At 57.8% G+C, this 16,615-nt stretch carries 12 protein-coding genes and 1 other annotated feature (1 of these 13 cut by a window edge); of the genes, 4 read left to right on the top strand and 8 right to left on the bottom strand.

Going from position 1 to position 16,615, the window contains the following annotated elements; genetic code table 11:
* Positions 1–87: a binding site (T-box leader), on the top strand (it extends 155 nt beyond the left edge of the window).
* A 125-nt stretch (positions 88–212) separates the two neighbouring features.
* On the top strand, positions 213–1,442 hold the full coding sequence (locus tag BED41_RS04020; protein ID WP_066748933.1) for a hypothetical protein: 1,230 nt from the start codon (positions 213–215) through the stop codon (positions 1,440–1,442).
* Positions 1,443–1,472: 30 nt separating this feature from the next.
* Positions 1,473–2,546 carry an iron-containing alcohol dehydrogenase family protein gene (locus BED41_RS04015; RefSeq protein WP_066743337.1) on the top strand — a complete coding sequence of 358 codons (1,074 nt, stop codon included), beginning with the start codon at positions 1,473–1,475 and terminating at the stop codon, positions 2,544–2,546.
* A 95-nt stretch (positions 2,547–2,641) separates the two neighbouring features.
* On the opposite strand, the gene BED41_RS04010 is transcribed toward BED41_RS04015, so the two are convergent.
* From BED41_RS04010 to BED41_RS04000, 3 genes are read right to left on the bottom strand one after another with little or no spacing between them, the layout of a single operon-like run.
* Positions 2,642–3,961 (bottom strand): saccharopine dehydrogenase family protein, encoded by a 1,320-nt coding sequence (locus tag BED41_RS04010; protein ID WP_066743335.1) that lies wholly within the window; start codon positions 3,959–3,961, stop codon positions 2,642–2,644.
* Positions 3,962–3,979: 18 nt separating this feature from the next.
* Positions 3,980–4,723, bottom strand: a complete 744-nt coding sequence (locus tag BED41_RS04005; RefSeq protein ID WP_084002240.1) for an aspartate/glutamate racemase family protein — start codon at positions 4,721–4,723, stop codon at positions 3,980–3,982.
* A 13-nt stretch (positions 4,724–4,736) separates the two neighbouring features.
* Positions 4,737–6,158, bottom strand: a complete 1,422-nt coding sequence (locus BED41_RS04000; protein WP_066743333.1) for a Na+/H+ antiporter NhaC family protein — start codon at positions 6,156–6,158, stop codon at positions 4,737–4,739.
* Between the two features lie 323 nt (positions 6,159–6,481).
* Here BED41_RS04000 and BED41_RS03995 point away from each other — a divergent pair, with 323 nt between their 5' ends.
* Complete coding sequence (locus BED41_RS03995) at positions 6,482–7,669, top strand: IS110 family RNA-guided transposase (RefSeq protein ID WP_229712273.1); 1,188 nt, start codon at positions 6,482–6,484, stop codon at positions 7,667–7,669.
* 398 nt (positions 7,670–8,067) lie between these two features.
* Here BED41_RS03995 and BED41_RS03990 read toward each other — a convergent pair whose 3' ends face one another.
* The 5 genes from BED41_RS03990 to BED41_RS03970 form a co-directional block, all read right to left on the bottom strand.
* Positions 8,068–8,709 (bottom strand): GntR family transcriptional regulator, encoded by a 642-nt coding sequence (locus BED41_RS03990; RefSeq protein ID WP_066743331.1) that lies wholly within the window; start codon positions 8,707–8,709, stop codon positions 8,068–8,070.
* Between the two features lie 141 nt (positions 8,710–8,850).
* Positions 8,851–9,405: a GNAT family N-acetyltransferase gene (locus BED41_RS03985; RefSeq protein WP_066743329.1), complete on the bottom strand. Its 555-nt coding sequence runs from the start codon at positions 9,403–9,405 to the stop codon at positions 8,851–8,853.
* Positions 9,402–11,762: an SF1B family DNA helicase RecD2 gene (gene recD2, locus BED41_RS03980; RefSeq protein WP_066743327.1), complete on the bottom strand. Its 2,361-nt coding sequence runs from the start codon at positions 11,760–11,762 to the stop codon at positions 9,402–9,404. The genes BED41_RS03985 and recD2 overlap by 4 nt, the downstream gene beginning before the upstream one ends.
* A gap of 9 nt (positions 11,763–11,771) precedes the next feature.
* A complete protein-coding gene (locus tag BED41_RS03975; RefSeq protein WP_066743325.1) occupies positions 11,772–13,397 on the bottom strand; it encodes an amidohydrolase in 1,626 nt (541 codons plus the stop codon).
* Positions 13,398–13,427: 30 nt separating this feature from the next.
* Positions 13,428–14,891, bottom strand: coding sequence for a leucyl aminopeptidase (locus BED41_RS03970; protein WP_066743323.1), 1,464 nt, complete (start codon positions 14,889–14,891; stop codon positions 13,428–13,430).
* Positions 14,892–15,152: 261 nt separating this feature from the next.
* Here BED41_RS03970 and BED41_RS03965 point away from each other — a divergent pair, with 261 nt between their 5' ends.
* Positions 15,153–16,541, top strand: coding sequence for an NAD(P)/FAD-dependent oxidoreductase (locus tag BED41_RS03965; protein WP_066743321.1), 1,389 nt, complete (start codon positions 15,153–15,155; stop codon positions 16,539–16,541).
* Positions 16,542–16,615: the final 74 nt, after the last annotated feature.

Genomic DNA, 16,615 nt, shown 5'->3' with positions numbered 1-16,615 from the left:
AGGGATATGTCAGTATCCCGTATAAGAGCATTCTTTTAGAATGAATGAAGAGTGGTACCGCGGAAGCCTTCCCCTTTCGTCTCTTCTGTCCGTTTCGGAACAGAAAAGACGGAAGGGTTTTTTTTGTTCCGAAAGACGGATTTCGCCGGGGCTGTGACCCCGGCCTGCGGCCGCCGTGCGGCACAAGAAAAAAGAAAGAAAGGATTTTTAACATGAACAAAGACGTATCTGCGAAAGTACCATTTGCCATCGCCTTTTCCGTTGGCTCAGTGCTGTTTTCCGCCCACGCCGGCGGCGGTTTCGCCACCGGAAACCAGGCTAATACCTACTATGTCAGCCTCGGCTGGCTCGGACCTTTTTCCGCCGTTCTCGCCATGCTGCTGTTGGCCATAACCATGCGCGAGGCGATGTTTATGTACAATTCACGGGGGCTCTCCTCCTACAAGGAGCTCTTTCAGACCCTCTACCACCCCTTTGACGGGCTGTACGTCATGTTTGAGATATTCTTTTATATCATGGTGCTGATGGCCGTAGCCGCGGCGATCTCCGGAGCGGCCTCCGCGCTGCGCGAGTACTTCGCCATCAATTACTATCTGGGCATCGTCATCGTCGGAGCCATCGTCCTGGCGCTCACCATATTCGGCGCGCGGCTGGTGCGCATGGCGACGACATACATGGGAATCGCCATCCTCGCGACCGCCGTCACGATCTATCTGATAGGCATCGTTAAAAACGGCGGCATCGGCGCGGTGCTCTCCGCGGATTTTAAGTCCAGCGGATTTTCCGGCCTTCCCCAGGCGATCCTTAACGGTTTCACCTATGCCGCCTTCCAGTGCGTGACGCTGCCGACGATGGTCGCCTGCGGAACGCCGCTGATAAACAAAAAGGCCTGCGACAGCTCGATGTGGGTATCCTTCGTCATGAACACCGTGGCGCTGGTGCTCTCCGTGCTGATGCTGCTCTGCTGGAAGCCTTTCTATACGTCGGTGGCCGGCGGCTCCGTCATCCCCACGCTGACCTCCTGCCGGGAGATGGGTATCGGCTGGCTGACGGTGATGTACGGGATCTGCCTGCTGCTGTGCCTGATCTCCACCGGCGTCACGACGACCTTCGGCTTTGTGGCAAGGTTTGAAAAGCTGCCGCTCTTCCGCGGCATCTCCTCCTCGACGGTCAGAAGCGCCATCGTCGCAGCTTTCATCATCGCGCTCTCCATGGGCATCTCCCTCGCTGGGCTGACCAACATCATCAAATACGGCTACGGATACTGCGGCTATTATGCCATCGCCGTCGTCATCATCCCCTTTATGACGGCCGGCATCTATAAAAACAGAAAATTCCTGGAGGCCAACCCGGAATACCGCGGCTCTTCCATATCGGGGAGATTCCTGCGGATAGGCGAAAAGATCGCCCCCGAGCGGGCGGAACCCGGAAAAGCGGAATAAAAGACAGGTTTTTGAAAGGACTGGTTACACATGGAAAGAACATTAATTCCCGGCTATACCATCGGGACCGACGCCTATGACGATATCGTGAACATCTGCGCCCAATATGGAAAGAAGACCGCGATCATCGGCGGGAAGCAGGCGCTTGCCGCCGCACGGGATAAGATCCTCCGGGCTATCGACGGTTCGTCTATCGAATCTTTAGGCTGTTTCTGGTATGGCGGCGAATGCAGTTATGAGAACGTGGACATGCTGGAACCGCAGGTGCGGGAGGCAGACATGCTCTTCGCGGTCGGAGGCGGCAAAGCCATCGACACATGCAAGGTGCTGGCGCACCGCACGGGACGGCCCTTCTTCACCTTCCCCACCATCGCCTCGACCTGCGCCTCGTGCACAAGCCTGGGGATAGTCTATAACCCGGACGGGAGCCTGCGGGACTATTCCTTCTCCAAGGTTCCTCCAAGCCATATCTTTATCGACACGCAGATCATCGCCGACGCTCCCGACCGTTACCTCTGGGCCGGGATGGGCGACACCATGGCCAAGTGTTATGAGTGTACGATCTCTTCCCGCGGAGACACCCCCTCGCATTCCGACGCCATGGGCATCGCCCTCAGCCCCATGTGCTCCGCGCCGATCCTACGCTGGGGCGAAAAGGCCCTCGCGGACTGCCGCGCCGGGCGCGTCACCTACGAGCTCTCCGAGGTGATTCTCAGCATCATCGTCTCCACCGGCCTTGTCTCAAACTTTGTACAGGTGGACTATACGACAGGCATGGCGCACGCGATCTACAACGGCTTCACCGTACTGCCGAGCACGGAGGCAAACCATCACCTCCACGGCGAGGTGGTCTCCTTCGGCATCCTGGCGATGCTCACCGCCGACGGACAGTTTGACGAACGCGACAAGGTCCTGCGCTTCAGCCGTTCCATCGGGCTGCCGACGCGCCTCGCCGATATCCACGCGTCGCCCGCCGACCTCCCCGCCGTGGCGGAGAAGGCGCTCGCGGGAATCGACGTGCGGAAATACCCCTACGAGGTCACCAAAGATATGATAATCTCCGGAATTATGGAGCTGGACGAATACAGCGGCCGGATAAAATAACAGGCGGAAAGCAAAACGACGGAAAACCTATTACGCGGCAGGCGCCCCCTCTCATCTTGGGGGCGCCTGCTCTTTAGTTTAAGAAAACGCCTCCGCTAAAGCGATACGACAGTCTCTTCCAGAACGATATCCTCGTTTTTCAGCTCGGCGAGCACCGGTTCGTATATTTCGGGAGACATCGGGACATGCAGTCCCGGCGTCTTTATCCGCCCCTCAAGGATGAAACGCGTCGCGATTGCCGGAGGAACGCCCGTGGTCCGCGAGCAGGAAGTCCATTTTCCGGGGATGCCGTAATCTATCAGCACGGAATTATACTGTTTCGTGCTTCCGTCCGGGAAGGAGGCGACGATCTCATCGCAGAGCACGACGAGATCTCTCTCGTCCGGGGCGAAATTCAGCTTCTCGGCAAAGAGGTACGATACCACGTCCCGCGCCGAGGCGCTCGCAAAGGGCAGCGTCCTGTCGTCGAAGAAGCCAAGCCAGCCCATACGCAGGACAAAGGCGGACCAGCCTTTGAGGTCGAAGCGCCTGCAGAGGGCATCCTTCGCCTCCATGCCCTCATAACCGCACTGGCGGGCCGTAAATCCGGCAAAGGTCATTCCTTCCGTGTTCTGCGGCTCCGTTTCAAAGAAACCGATCTGATTCATGTAACAGATAGTTTCGCACCAGCTCTGGAAACGCAGCGTGCCGCGATATATCGATTCAGCCTCGGGAATATTGTGGCTTTCCCTATAGACGGTCGAATCGGCGTTGGCGTAGGCCTCGAAGACGCCGAGCCGCGGGACCTCGTACAGGAAGGCATGCTCGTATGTCTCTCCGTCCGGCCAAAGTATCTCTTTTCCATCCTGTAAAATTTTCGCCGTCCGCTTGCTGGCCCCAATAAGGCTGGAGGGCGACCACGAAAGCTTGTACCCCCACGGGTTAGTGTTCGATTCCAGCGCCGGCAGCGCGCCGCAGAGGGAGCGGAAGGAGTGCACCTTACCGCCCGCCGCGTGGATCTCGTTGATATTCTGCGACGCCGACATATGGTCGATGCCGGGGTCCAGCCCAAGCTCCGCGACAAATATCAGCCCCGCCTCCCTAATCTCGTCGGCCATGGCGCGCGTCTCCTCCGTGAGGTAAACAGGATGCACCACATTAACCCGCTTTTCAAGACAGGTGCGCGAAGCCCCGGTAAGAAGCTCCGGCGGCAAAAACAGGGCGGCGACCTCCGGGCGGTACTTATCTATCAGCGCCCCCGCCTCTCTTGCCACGTCCGCCTTTACCGTTTCGACCGCCGGAGAAAGCGCGGAGATGGCCTTCAGGTTTTCTTCGGACACATCGGCGACAACTATTTTGCAGCTGCCTTTGCGCAGAAGATAATCGACATACGGGGCGGAGATTCGTCCCGCACCCAACAGCAGTACTGTTTTCATAGAGAACACTCCTTTGTTTTATCTGCCAGCCAGGCCCCAGTACGGTCTTGCCACGCCGATCGAAGCGGCTGTCATTCCCATCAGCGTGATAAAATCAAATACCGGCAGCCCGACGGCCTCTCTTATTGACTGGGCAAACGGCGGCAGGTCCGTGCATTCCAGGACTACGGCTCCAGTCTCGGGATGCTCCGCGATCCCCCTTTCCACCGCGGCCACAGTATCCTTCGCGATCCTCCCAAGGTCGACCGGCTCTTCCGGAGCGGTAAATATTTTGTTCCACTCGGGAGATTCTTCCATCCCCAGGACATTGACCCTCATCTCTTTTGTGATCCCTACGGCGGCAAGGTGCTCGCCGCGGAGCGCGCTCTTCTTCGCCGTCAGCACGGCGACGCTTCTCTCCGCCGAGATCATCCGATGGACGAGCGGCACCTGCAGCAGGCTGGACGAGAAGACCGGCACCGGCAGAGCCGAGGCAAGCTCCCTCTGAAAGATTGCGTTGAAGCCACAGCTGGTCGTTATGGCCCGCACTCCGCCGGCGATGAGTCTCTTCGACGCCTCTATCATGCGCCGCAGCACCTCACCGCTGGGATTCTCCAGCACCGTTTCGACATTGGCGCCTTTAATCCGGCAAAAATGCACCGGGAAAGGATACGAGTCGGGATTCGTGCTGTTGCCCGCCAGAGACTCAAGCTGCATAAGCCCCTTCGGCACATGCCCCTCCTCCCAGCAGAGAACGGCGATCTCGGCCTTCATCGCTTCCATATCTTCGCCAGCCCTACAGCATCGTTACGCCGCAGATGACAAAAAGCACCTCGCAGAAGAGCGCGATAGCCAGCGCATATGGCAGCTGCGTCGCCACGTGGTCCATGTGGTCGCATGAGGCTCCGAACGAGGAGAGACAGGTGGTATCGGATAGCGGCGAACAGTGGTCACCGAAGAGCCCGCCGCCCATGATCGCGGCGACCGTTACGACGACGAGATTGTTTACCTCTCCGCCTGAGAGTCCGAAAGCGATGGGAATGGCGAAGGGAACAAGCAGCGCGTAGGTACCCCATGAGGTTCCCGTGAAGAAAGAGATCGCCGCTCCCGCCGCGAAGATTATCGCCGGCAGCATCGCCGGGGTCATCCAGTGCCGCGTCAGCTCCAAGACATACTGCTGCGCCCCGAGGCTCTTCGATATCGTGTTGATGCAGTAGGCCAGTGCAAGGATAAAGATTGCCGGAAGGACCGCCTTGATGCCCATCGTCCCCGTATCGATAAAATCCTTTATGCTCCGGTAATATCCGCCCGCGGCCATTACGACGGACTGATAGAGGACCACGGAGATAAACGCTTCAAGAATCTTGACGCCGCCGTAGATGAAGAACGAGCCGACCGCCACCATTATCAAAAGAAGGACCGGCACGACGAGGTGGATCACCATATGCGTACCCTTGCCCGGTATCGGCTGGATAGAATTAAATTCGTCCCCCATAAGCGGCGTTGAGCCGGGGCGTATCACCTCGCCGGTCTCGTCGGCCCGCCGCATCGCCTTTTTCATCGGGCCGAAGGGCGGAAGTATCTGGAAGGCGAAGAGGCCGCAGACGATGACGGCGGCCAGTCCATAAAAGTTGAAGGGGATAGAGCGGATAAAGAGGGCCATTCCCTGATCCGCCGTCTCAATGGGGCCGTGCCCTTTGAGAAGTCCGGCCATATAAACAGCCCAGGCGGAGATCGGGGTTATGGTGCATAGCGGGCCGCTCGTCGAGTCGAGCTGATATGCGAGCATCTCCCGCGGGACTTTATACTCGTCGGTTATCGGCCTCGCGATCGGCCCCGTGAAGAGAGGGCTGAAATAATCGCTGAAAAAGACGAACAGCGCGACGATCCAGCCGAAGCCGTAGGCGACGCGGCGGCTCTTAACCATCTGCCGCCCCCATTTCGCCACGCCGCTGATAACGTCGGCGCGCAGGTAGTTGGCGATCATTATCCCCATCACGACCTCTATCATCACGACCCAGATGAAGTCGGCATTGCCGAGCGCCGCCTGGAAAAGCTGCGCCAGACCAAACACCGGGTTATAAAATCCCGCGACCATCACGCCGGATATACATCCAATAAGCAGAGAAAATACGGCGTCCTTTGTTTTGAACGCCAGAATCAAAGTAATGAATACCGGTATTAACGAGATTATTCCCTTCGGTGCTATTTCTCCCATATTGATTGCTCCTTTCATTTATGTCACATACCAACCTTCAAACGCGCCCTCGCGCCCACCGCCGCAAATAAATTCAAACCTCCTCGTATAATAAGTTAGTTGTTCAAGAGCACGTTTCATAGTATTGTTCTTGTACAAAACATACAGACGCTGTGGGCTGGTATAACCTCCTACCGCATAGACGGTTTCCTAAAGGCTCCAGCCACAGCTTTTTACTTGACCGGTGATTAGTCAGATACCGCTTCGACGGTTTATATATAACGAGGATCCGTTGGTAAAAAGTATGTGGTTTCCCAGCGTGCTGTTTCTTTTTGAAAGTGGGGATGGTCTTGATTTATGTTGGTATTGATGTTGCCAAGGATAAGCATGACTGCTGCATTCTTGGCGATTCTGGCACGTGTCTGCGGGAGTCTTTCTCCTTTTCGAACGACAAGGAAGGTTTTTCAAAGCTCATTGCCGCCATTTCGGCTGTTTCCGGAAAGAGCGCAGACTCTTCTCAGATAAGGACAGGACTTGAAGCTACCGGACATTACAGCGCAAACCTTGTGGCTTTCCTCCGTTCCAGCGGATTTCAACCCGTGGTGTTCAACCCTTTGCGCGTGAAGCTTTATCGACAGGCAATTTCACTGCGCAGAACAAAAACAGACAAGGCCGACGCAAAATGTATCGCGGGGATACTGATGTCAGAAGTCTCAAGTCCTGTCACTGTATCTTACCAGATTCAGGAGCTAAAGTCTCTTACACGCCACAGGCACAGGCTAGTTGCCATTTGCAGCAGATCAAAGGTTTCCATGTCCAGAATGGTCGACTTGCTTTTTCCAGAACTGCCCTCTTTAGGGCTCAGAACGGGGCAGGCGTCTACACTGGCGCTTATGGCAGAACTGCCGGGGGCGGATATGATTGCCGCGTGTCGCATCGACCGGCTGACAAATATCCTGCGTTACGCATCAAAGGGCAGGTATGGGAGAGAAAAGGCTGAGGCAATAAAATCAATGGCGAAGAATTCTATTGCCAGAACAAGCAAGGCTCTTTCTTTAGAACTCTCTCAGGTCATTGAGCAGATACGTTTCTTTAAACGACAGATCGCGTTTTTGGACAGACAGATCGCGGCTATGGTCGCTGAAATAAATACGCCGCTGCTGACGATTCCTGGTATTGGCTTTCGTACCGCCGCCGTCATACTTGCGGAGATAGGCGATATACGACGCTTCAAAAAACCTGACCAGCTTCAGGCCTTCGCTGGACTTGACCCGTCCACATATCAATCCGGCAAGTTCAACGCGGCGAACACGCCTATGGTCAAACACGGTTCGACATATCTGCGCTGGTCTCTGATGCAGGCGGCAAGGCTCTGTTCTATCCACTGCCGTGACTTTCGAAACTATATGGAGCACAAGATTGCCCAGGGAAAACATTACTTTGTCGCTTTGGGACATCTTTCAAAAAAACTCATACGCGTTATATTCCACATGCTTTATACAAACGAGGTATTCGTTTCAATGGCTGCCTGATTTAGGATGCCATCACAAACTACTTCTCGTTTCTGACTTCTGGCTTGGGAAGAGGTCAATTTCTGTATGCTTTTGTCAAGGTACGATGTTTTCCTAGTTCTTTTACTCTTTTTTGTTACTTTCCTCTTGACTTCGTATAGTCAGTCTTTTTCTAAATGCATGTGTAAATAAATTTTTTAATGCATGCATTAAAAAATACTATTAAACTGCCCTCTTGTCAAGCCTAATATAAATATTGCCCAATAGTTCCATATATTGAATATTGTTTTCTAATTAATAACAAATTCAAGAACATCCAAAGAGGCTGCCGCGCCGCTTATAACGGCGGCGGGTACAAAAAGGCCGCGCCTCCATAGCGGGGACGCGGCGCGGTTATCCTGTAAGGGAGCGGGAGATGTTTATCTGAGCAAAAGTTTTGAGAAGGTCGTCTGGATGTGCCGGCGCATCAGCGCGCCGGCCTCCTCCGGATCGTGCCTTTTTATGGCGCCGATGATCGCGGCGTGCTGCTGCGGGGTCTCGTGCACGATCGCGATATCGGAGGCCCGGTAGAAGCTGTCAAAATAAAAGACGTAGATATTGGAACGCCAGAACATATTGCGAACCCATTTTTCGATATAGGCGTTGTGGGAAAACCTCGCTATCGAGAGGTGAAAATCTTCGTTGATACTGGCCCAGAACTGTTTATCATTTTCTTCAAAAGCCTTGGTATCTTTGCTGAGAATTTCCTCCAAAGCCTCGATCTCTTCCGTCGTCACAAGCTTTGCCGCGAGCTCCGCCGCCGCGCCCTCGGCTACCTGGCGTGCTGTAAAGACCAGTTCCGCGTCGTGCGGCGTCGGAAGGGGAACATAACAGCCCTTTTTGGGAGATTTATTGAGAAAACCCTCGGAGACAAGAAGGCCGAGAGCCTTATTGACGGGAGTGCGGCTCATGCCGAGTTTAGCGGCAAGGTCCAGTTCGAGCAGAAAATCCCCGGGATTGAATTCTCCCGTGAGTATGGCGTTTATGATAAATCTATAGGCACGCTCTTCCGCGTTATCCAATTTGTATGCTACCTCCCAGACAAATATAACGGCGCCGACATTTTATCGCAGCGGCATAAAACGGCAGACGAACGCCGTTATTTTAACACATCGGCCAACGATTGCAAAAACCGCCGATACGTTGGACTTCCGCGCTCAGGATTACCGGCGGTCGGAGGCCAGAACGGCGTAGAAGGAGAGGTCGCAGATCCCTTGGTTGTTCCGGTCCACCTGACGCATCGTCCCCTCGTATTTCATCCCGCAGCGCTTCATCACGCCGCCGGAGGCGGCGTTGCGCGGGTCGTGCGCCGCGACCACGCGGTTGGCTCCGGCCTCATCGATCAGAAAATCGATGACCGCCATCAGCGCCTCACTCATGTATCCCCGGCCCTGCCATCTTCTGCCCAGGCTGTAGCCGACCTCCACGGAGTCCACCGTCTCGTCGCTCCAGAATACGCCGATGTAGCCTACCGCGCCGGAATCAGAGCCCTTCTCTTCGATGGCCCAGTGATAATAATCCGCCTCGACGTAGCGTTTTACGCAGCCTGCCAGGAGTTCGCGGCTCTCTTCGACACAGGTATGGCTCTTCCATCTGAGAAACTTCGTCACCTCAGGGTCGGAGGCCCAGTTTTTGAAGACGCTCTCCGCGTCCACCTCGGCAAACCGGCGCAGTATCAGCCGTTCGGTCTCCAGTCTCTTCGTTCCCTGGTGTCTCATTCCTTAGTCTCTCCCTTCATCTGCTCCTCGAACATGCGTTCCAGCTCATCTTCGTCGGGCGAGAGGCCGGACGGCATCTCAAACGGCAGCTCGGGGCCGCTGAGCCGCTGCGCGAGCCGGGTGTATCTTGTGCGCGTGCGGTCGTTTTCCACAGCGATGCGGAGGGCCTTTTTCGCGCCGACGATGACGACGAGCTTTTTGCCACGCGTTATCGCCGTATAGAGCAGGTTTCTCTGCAGCATTACGTAGTGCTGCGTCAGCAGCGGGATGATGACGGCGGGATATTCGGAGCCTTGCGATTTGTGAATCGAGACCGCGTAGGCGTGGACGAGCTCCTCCAGTTCGGCAAACTCATAGTTTACGGGGCCGGTGTCCATCTTCACAGTGACGCGCGACTCCTCGCCGTCGACCTTCGTTATCGTGCCGATGTCGCCGTTATAGACGTCCTTGTCGTAGTTGTTCTTTATCTGCATCACCTTGTCGCCCTCTTTGAAGACCCGCTCAAGACGCTGCACGGAGGCTCCGCCGTCGCCGTTGAGTATCTTCTGCAGCTCCATATTGAGCCGTTTGGTGCCGACGTTGCCGTTGTGCATCGGCGCGAGCACCTGGATGTCGCTCACGGGATCAAAGTTGAAGCGGTTCGGAATGTTTTCGGCGACCAGCTTTTTTATCGTCTGGAGCACCTTGTTCTCGAAGATTTTTTTGTATTCCTCTTCGCTGATATTTTCCTTATCAATTCGCGGCTCGATGAAATAAAAGTCCGAAAGTTCGAGGCTCTGGTCCTCCGGCAGGATCGGCATCAGGCCGTCGTTGACGCGGTGTGCGTTGACGATGATGCGGCTTTCGCGCCCCTGGCGGAATATCTCCCGCAGCATCACCACAGGGCAGACGCCTGAGTCTATCATGTCTTTGAGGACGTTGCCCGGCGAGACCGAAGGAAGCTGATTGACGTCGCCGACAAAGATAAGCGATGCGCCGCGCGGCACCGCCTTGAGCAGGTGGTGGAATAGTATCTGGTCGATCATCGAGGCCTCGTCGACGATGAGAAGGTCGCACTCGAGGGCGTTCGTCTCGTTGCGCATGAAGGAGCCGCCCGTTCCCGGGCTGCCGACATATTCGAGCAGGCGGTGTATCGTCTTCGCCTCGTGTCCCGTCGCCTCGGTCATGCGCTTCGCGGCGCGTCCCGTCGGCGCGGCGAGCATGACGCGGAAGCCGCCCTCTTCGCGCATACGGAGCACGGCGCGGATGATCGTCGTCTTTCCCGTACCGGGGCCGCCCGTTATCACCATCACCTTGGAATTGACGGCTGTGATGATCGCCTCGCGCTGCGCCTGGGCGAGCGTAATGCCCATCTCGCGCTCCAGCCAGGGCAGCATCTTATCGCAGTCGACGCACTGGCTGTTGTAGGGTTCGTTTATCAGCAGCCGCAGGTTCCTCGCGGAGCTCACCTCTGCGTAATGGAAGGCGGGCAGGTAGACCGCCTCCTGCTCTTTGCCCTCCATGTCGTCAAACCTCTCGACGATGATCTCCTCGGCGAGCCGCGCCTGTTCGATCCCCTCGCGCGCCATTTCAAGCTTGACCTGCAGGGTCTGCGCCGAATGGGCGGCGAGTATTTCGGCGGGGGCATAGACGTGTCCCTCGGCGATCAGCTGGTTCAGCACATGCTGGACGCCGGCGCGGACCCGCATCGGCGAGTCGCTGGAGATACCGAGCCTCTGCGCGATCCGGTCGGCGATCGTGAAGCCGATGCCGGGGATGTCGATCGCCATCCGGTAGGGATTGTCTTTAAGCACCGCGACGGTGCCCGCGCCGTACTGGCGGAAGATGCGCATCGCGTAACCGGTGCCGATGCCGTAGCTCTGGAGAAAGACCATCACCTCGCGTATCTCGCGCTGCTCGCGCCAGGATTCCGCGATGGTCTCGGCCTTGTTCTCGCTGATACCCTTTATCTCCGCGAGACGCGCCGGTTCGTCGTCAAGGATGGGGATCGTATCTTCACCGAACTTGTCGACGATCTTCTTCGCCATCGCGGGGCCGATGCCGCGTATGAGGCCGGAGCCGAGGAATTTTTCGATCCCCGTCACCGTCGCGGGCAGGGTGGATTCGCACTTATAGATGTGAAACTGCATGCCGTACTTGGCGTTTTCCTCCCAGCGCCCCTCGAGAGTCAGCATCTCGCCCTGCGCGGGCTCCGCCATGATGCCGACGGCGGTGATGAGGTCGGCATGGTCGCGCACGCTGAGGCGGAGAACGGTATAGCCGTTCTCCGCGTTATGGTAGGTTATCCGCTCGACCTGTCCCTTGAGCTCGATCATGAGGACGGGCGAGATTATTACATTATCTTCTTTTTCAGCCAACCGACGCTCCTATTTTATGTACCTTATCTTGCCGTCGACGACGGTAAGTCCCGTCTCGATATTGAGAAGCTCGTTCTCCGTCACTATAAAGGGGTCCTCCATGAAGGCCACCATATCCGCCGCCTTGCCCGGTTCTAGGGTGCCGCGCCATGATAGCTCGCCGCAGATGTTCGCGCCGCCGCTGGTGTACATGGAGAAGGCCTCCACGCGGTCAAGGCACTGCGAGGGCATCCAGCCGTGCTCGGGCTCGTTGTTGATATCCTGCCGCAGGATCGCGGCGCGGATGCCGACAAAGGGGTTGAGCGGCTCCGTCGGCGCGTCGGAGCCCGCGCCCACGGGGATGCCGGAATTTATCAGGGATTTCCAGGCGTAGCTCCAGCGCGCGCGCTCTGTATCAAGGCGGGAGATGACGATCGGCCAGTCGGAGGTGACGAAGGCCGGCTGAATGTCCGCCATCACGCCAAGGGCGGCCATGCGGGAGTAGAGGTCCGCGCCGCCGACCTGGCAGTGGACGATACGGTGCGCGATCCTGCTGCCGGTGGCTCCGTTCGCCGTCTCCACGGCGTTGAGGCAGCGTTCGATCGCGCCGTCGCCGATCGCGTAGAAGGCGACCTGCATCCCCGCCTCCTGCGCCCGCTGGACGAGACGGTTCAGCTCGCCCTGCGAATGGGCGTATACGCCGCGGTTGCCGGGGTCGTCGGAATATTCTTCACGCAGCGCCGCGGTGCGGGCCCCCAGGGTGCCGTCGACATGTATCTTCAGCGGGCCGGAGCGAAAGTAGCGTCCGCCCCGCCTGTTGTTTCCGTTTTCAATGAAGGCCGCGAGCTCGCCCTCGTCGCGCAGGTGCCACTGCTGCGCGATGCGCAGAGGCATCTTCTCCTCTTCCTCCATCGATTCGTAGAGGTCGAATACCCCCTGCGTGCGTCCGACCATCTCAAGGTCGTCCGTCTGCACGGAGGTGATGCCGCAGCGTATCATCTTTTCCGTGGCGAGATCGTACCAGTGGCGGAGCGTCTCAGCCGAATGTTCCGGGATGTTCATGCGCACCCAGTTGACGGCCGCTTCGCTGACGACGCCGTTGGGCTCGCCCTTCTCGTCGCTGTTGATGATGCCGCCGGAGATCCTGAAACCAGCGCCGATCTTCAATATCTCGAGCGCCTTGGTGTTTAAAGCGGCGATATGGCCGCAGGAGCGCTCGAAGAAGAGCGGGATATCTGAGGAGATCAGGTCGAGGTCGAAGCGGTTCGGAAAGCGCTTCTCCGCCATGCGGTTCTGGTCCCAGCCGCGCGCGAAGAACCAGCCGTCGGCCGAGATGTCATTCTCCGCGAGAAAGTGGCGTCCCTTGCCGATCATCTCGTCTATTGAACGCGCGTCGCTGAGGTCGAGCGTCTCCAGGCTGCGCCCCGCAGCGAGAAGGTGGTTATGCGTGTCGGTGAAGCCCGGCATGATGTAGCGTCCCTTCATGTCGAGGACCACCGTCTTGGTGTCGCACTTCGCAAGTATTTCCTTGTCGGTTCCCAGCGCCTCAATGACGCCGCCGCGCGCGAAGATCGCCTGTGAACGCCCCGGGTAGGCCATCGGGTAGATCACGCTGTTTATCAATGCTATCGAGTCAGTTCTGATGCTCTCTGCCATTTTATAAAAGATTCCCGTCCTCTTATATTCTTACAGCTCTCTGATAAGCTCCGCGAGCGTGCGCGCTCCGAAGCCGGAGGCTCCCTTTACATAGTAACTGTAGGGCGCCTTCACAAAATCCGCCGCCGCGATGTCCAGATGTACCCAGGGGATATCCTTGCCGACGAAGGCCTCGAGGAACATAGCCGCCGTGATCGCGCCGCCGTAGCGGCCGCCGCTGTTGACTAGGTCGGCACAGGGGGACTTTATCTGCTTGCGGAGGTTGGGGTCGTTCATCGGCAGCTTCCAGAAGCGTTCACCGCTGGCTTCGCCGGCCTTGAGCACCTTTTCACCGAAAGCGTCGTCGTTGGTGAAGAGTCCGGCGGTAGTCGTTCCCAGCGCCACCGCGCAGGCGCCAGTGAGCGTGGCGATATCCACGATCATGTCAGGCTTGAGCTCCGAGGCGTAAACGAGCGCGTCGGCCAGCGTAAGGCGCCCCTCCGCATCGGTATTGTTTATCTCAATCGTCTTGCCGTTACGCGCCCGCAGGATGTCGTCGGGGCGGTAGGCCCTGCCGCCTGGCATATTCTCCGCCGCGGCGATGATGACGCTTACCTTCCAGGGCAGCTCCAGCTTCGCCGCCGCGCGCAGCGCTCCGAGCACCGCGCAGGCGCCGCTCTTGTCGCCCTTCATCGTCGTCATAAAATCCGCCGGCTTTATGTCGAGGCCGCCGCTGTCAAAGGTAAGCCCCTTGCCGACGAGGACGATATACCCCTTCGCCGCGACCTTGGGCTCATAGGTGAGGTGTATGAAACGCGGCGGGTTTGCGGAGCCGCGCGCCACCGCGTAATAGGCGCCCATATTTTCCCTCTGGATGCGCTCCTCGTTCCATATCTCGCAGGAGAGGCCGAGCTCATCGGCGAGCGCCGCGGCCTTCGCCGCGAGCGTCACGGGATTGATTACGTTGCCAGGCTCGTTCGCGATGTCGCGCGTCCAGCACTGGGCCTCCGCCATGATCTCGCCGCAGGCGATCCCCTTCTTACAGCCGTCGACGATGACGACCGTCTCGGGGGCCGCAAATTTATCCTTTTCATCCTTCTCGAGGTATTTACCGAAACGGTAACCGGCAAGCACCGCGCCCTCGGCCGCCGCGCAGGCACGTCTTTCGTCCTGCGGACGGGCCATCGTTATAGAAAGGGACGCGAGTCCCTTTGAGGCCGCCGCGCGGGTAACGCGAAATGCCGCCTCGCGCACCGCCTCCGCCGTGCTCTCCTCCTCGGAGCCAGTGCCCGCGAGGACCACGCAGCGGACATTCTTATCCGCCAGCGGGATGACGAGCGACGAACCGGCCTCGGCGCGAAACTTTTCATTTACCACCACCCGGCGGCAGAAGTCGCGCATTTCTCCGCGGAGCGGATCGAGAGAGAGCGACTCCGGGTCGCCCTGCTGCAAAACAATACCTATCGCCTGAAGAGACTCGGCGTTGAAATTTTCGTCCTGTGTCCTGACCACCATTTATATTTCCTCCTGAATCAACCGCTTTTTCGTGCGTTTGTGTTTATCATATCACTAATGAAATATTATTGCATATTTTTTTACATAGTACAGCGGCATTCGCACAAATTTTTCAATTTATGTATAAACTTAGGCCGTAAAAAAATCCACTGTTGCCGCGCGCTCCGCCGTTTACAATTTTTTACTCATTTCCCCGGCGGACAATTTCAGGTATAATGCAAAAGTTACCCAACAGTGTTTACGTTTTATGGAGGAATCAATATGACAAAAAGTTACGACGCGATAATAGTGGGTGCCGGCCCAGCGGGGCTTTTTGCCGCGATGGAGCTTGCTAATAAAGGGAAAAAGGTCGTCGTCATCGACAAGGGCCGTTCCATTGAGAGCAGAAAATGCCCCATGAAGCTCGGCAGCCAGGAGTGCGTCCAGTGCCGCCCCTGCAACGTCGTCTGCGGCTGGGGCGGGGCCGGGGCCTTCAGCGACGGGAAGCTCACCCTCACCCCAGAATTCGGTGGGAACCTCGAAGAATACTGCGGCCGTGAAAAGCTGCTCTCGCTTATCGCCGAGGCCGACGAAATGTATCTCCGCCACGGCGCAAGCAAAACACTCTTCGAACCGAGCGGCGACCTCGCGAAACGGGTCATCGCGCGCGCCCTGCAGGCGGGGCTTGACATCATTCCCGCGACGATCCGCCACATGGGAACGGATCGCTCCAAATATATCCTCGGCGCGATGTACGAGACGATGAAAGACAACTGCGACGTGATGACTGGCACGCCAGTCGACCGCGTGCTGCTCAAAGCCGACGGCTCCGTCGCCGGCGTAGCGCTTGAAAACGGCGAAGAGCTCTTCTCAGACTGCGTGCTGCTCGCCCCCGGACGCGAGGGCGCGGCCTGGATGGAGCGCACCGTCCACGCGCTCGGCCTTGAAATAGAGTCGCTGCCGGTGGATATCGGCGTGCGCGTGGAGATCCCCGCCGCCTGGGCCGAGGACATCACCGACCAGTTCTACGAAATCAAGGCGATCCTCGACACGCCGACCTTCGACGACCGCGTGCGCACCTTCTGCATGTGCCCGCACGGCGAGGTGACGACGGAGTTCCAGAGCCACCACAACATCCTCACCGTCAACGGACACTCGAATCGCGAGAACGACAAAAAGACGGGCAACACCAACTTCGCGATCCTCGTATCGACTAAGTTCACCAAGCCCTTCAAAGACCCGATCGGCTACGGCAGCCACATCGCGCGCCTCGCCAACATGCTCGGCGGCGGCATCCTCGTGCAGCGCCTCGGAGACCTCCGCAAGGGACGCCGCTCGACGCACGAGCGCATCGAGCGCGGCCTCGTCACGCCGACGCTGACAAGCGCCGAACCGGGAGACCTCGCCTGCGTACTGCCCTACCGTCACCTCGTCGGCATCACCGAGATGCTTTCGGCGCTCGACCACATCATCCCCGGTATCAACGGCAGCCACACGCTGCTCTACGGCGTGGAGGTCAAATTCTACAGTCTCAAAGTGGCGCTCGACAAAGGGCTTCAGACCTCGATAAAGGGGCTCTACGCCGCCGGCGACGGCGCGGGAGTCACCAGGGGCGTCATCCAGGCCTCGGCCAGCGGGCTATGGGCCGCGCGCAGCATCCTCGGCAAATAAAAAGACCGCGCCGCGGAGGCCGACATCCTTGCGGATGACGGACCGCGGCCCTTTTTTTATAATAGATACGGAGA

Origin of the sequence: Cloacibacillus porcorum, assembly GCF_001701045.1 — a bacterium.
Classification (GTDB): Bacteria; Synergistota; Synergistia; order Synergistales; family Synergistaceae; genus Cloacibacillus; species Cloacibacillus porcorum.
Note: the sequence above shows the minus strand (reverse complement) of the source record. Positions and strands in the feature narration are given on the sequence as shown.

Bases quoted from the DNA above. Each gene is read 5' to 3' on its own strand.
- BED41_RS04020 (WP_066748933.1), top strand. From the start codon at position 213: ATGAACAAAGACGTATCTGCGAAAGTACCATTTGCCATCGCCTTTTCC.
- BED41_RS04015 (WP_066743337.1), top strand. From the start codon at position 1,473: ATGGAAAGAACATTAATTCCCGGCTATACCATCGGGACCGACGCCTAT.
- BED41_RS04010 (WP_066743335.1), bottom strand. From the start codon at position 3,961: ATGAAAACAGTACTGCTGTTGGGTGCGGGACGAATCTCCGCCCCGTAT.
- BED41_RS04005 (WP_084002240.1), bottom strand. From the start codon at position 4,723: ATGGAAGCGATGAAGGCCGAGATCGCCGTTCTCTGCTGGGAGGAGGGG.
- BED41_RS04000 (WP_066743333.1), bottom strand. From the start codon at position 6,158: ATGGGAGAAATAGCACCGAAGGGAATAATCTCGTTAATACCGGTATTC.
- BED41_RS03995 (WP_229712273.1), top strand. From the start codon at position 6,482: ATGGTCTTGATTTATGTTGGTATTGATGTTGCCAAGGATAAGCATGAC.
- BED41_RS03985 (WP_066743329.1), bottom strand. From the start codon at position 9,405: ATGAGACACCAGGGAACGAAGAGACTGGAGACCGAACGGCTGATACTG.
- BED41_RS03975 (WP_066743325.1), bottom strand. From the start codon at position 13,397: ATGGCAGAGAGCATCAGAACTGACTCGATAGCATTGATAAACAGCGTG.
- BED41_RS03970 (WP_066743323.1), bottom strand. From the start codon at position 14,891: ATGGTGGTCAGGACACAGGACGAAAATTTCAACGCCGAGTCTCTTCAG.
- BED41_RS03965 (WP_066743321.1), top strand. From the start codon at position 15,153: ATGACAAAAAGTTACGACGCGATAATAGTGGGTGCCGGCCCAGCGGGG.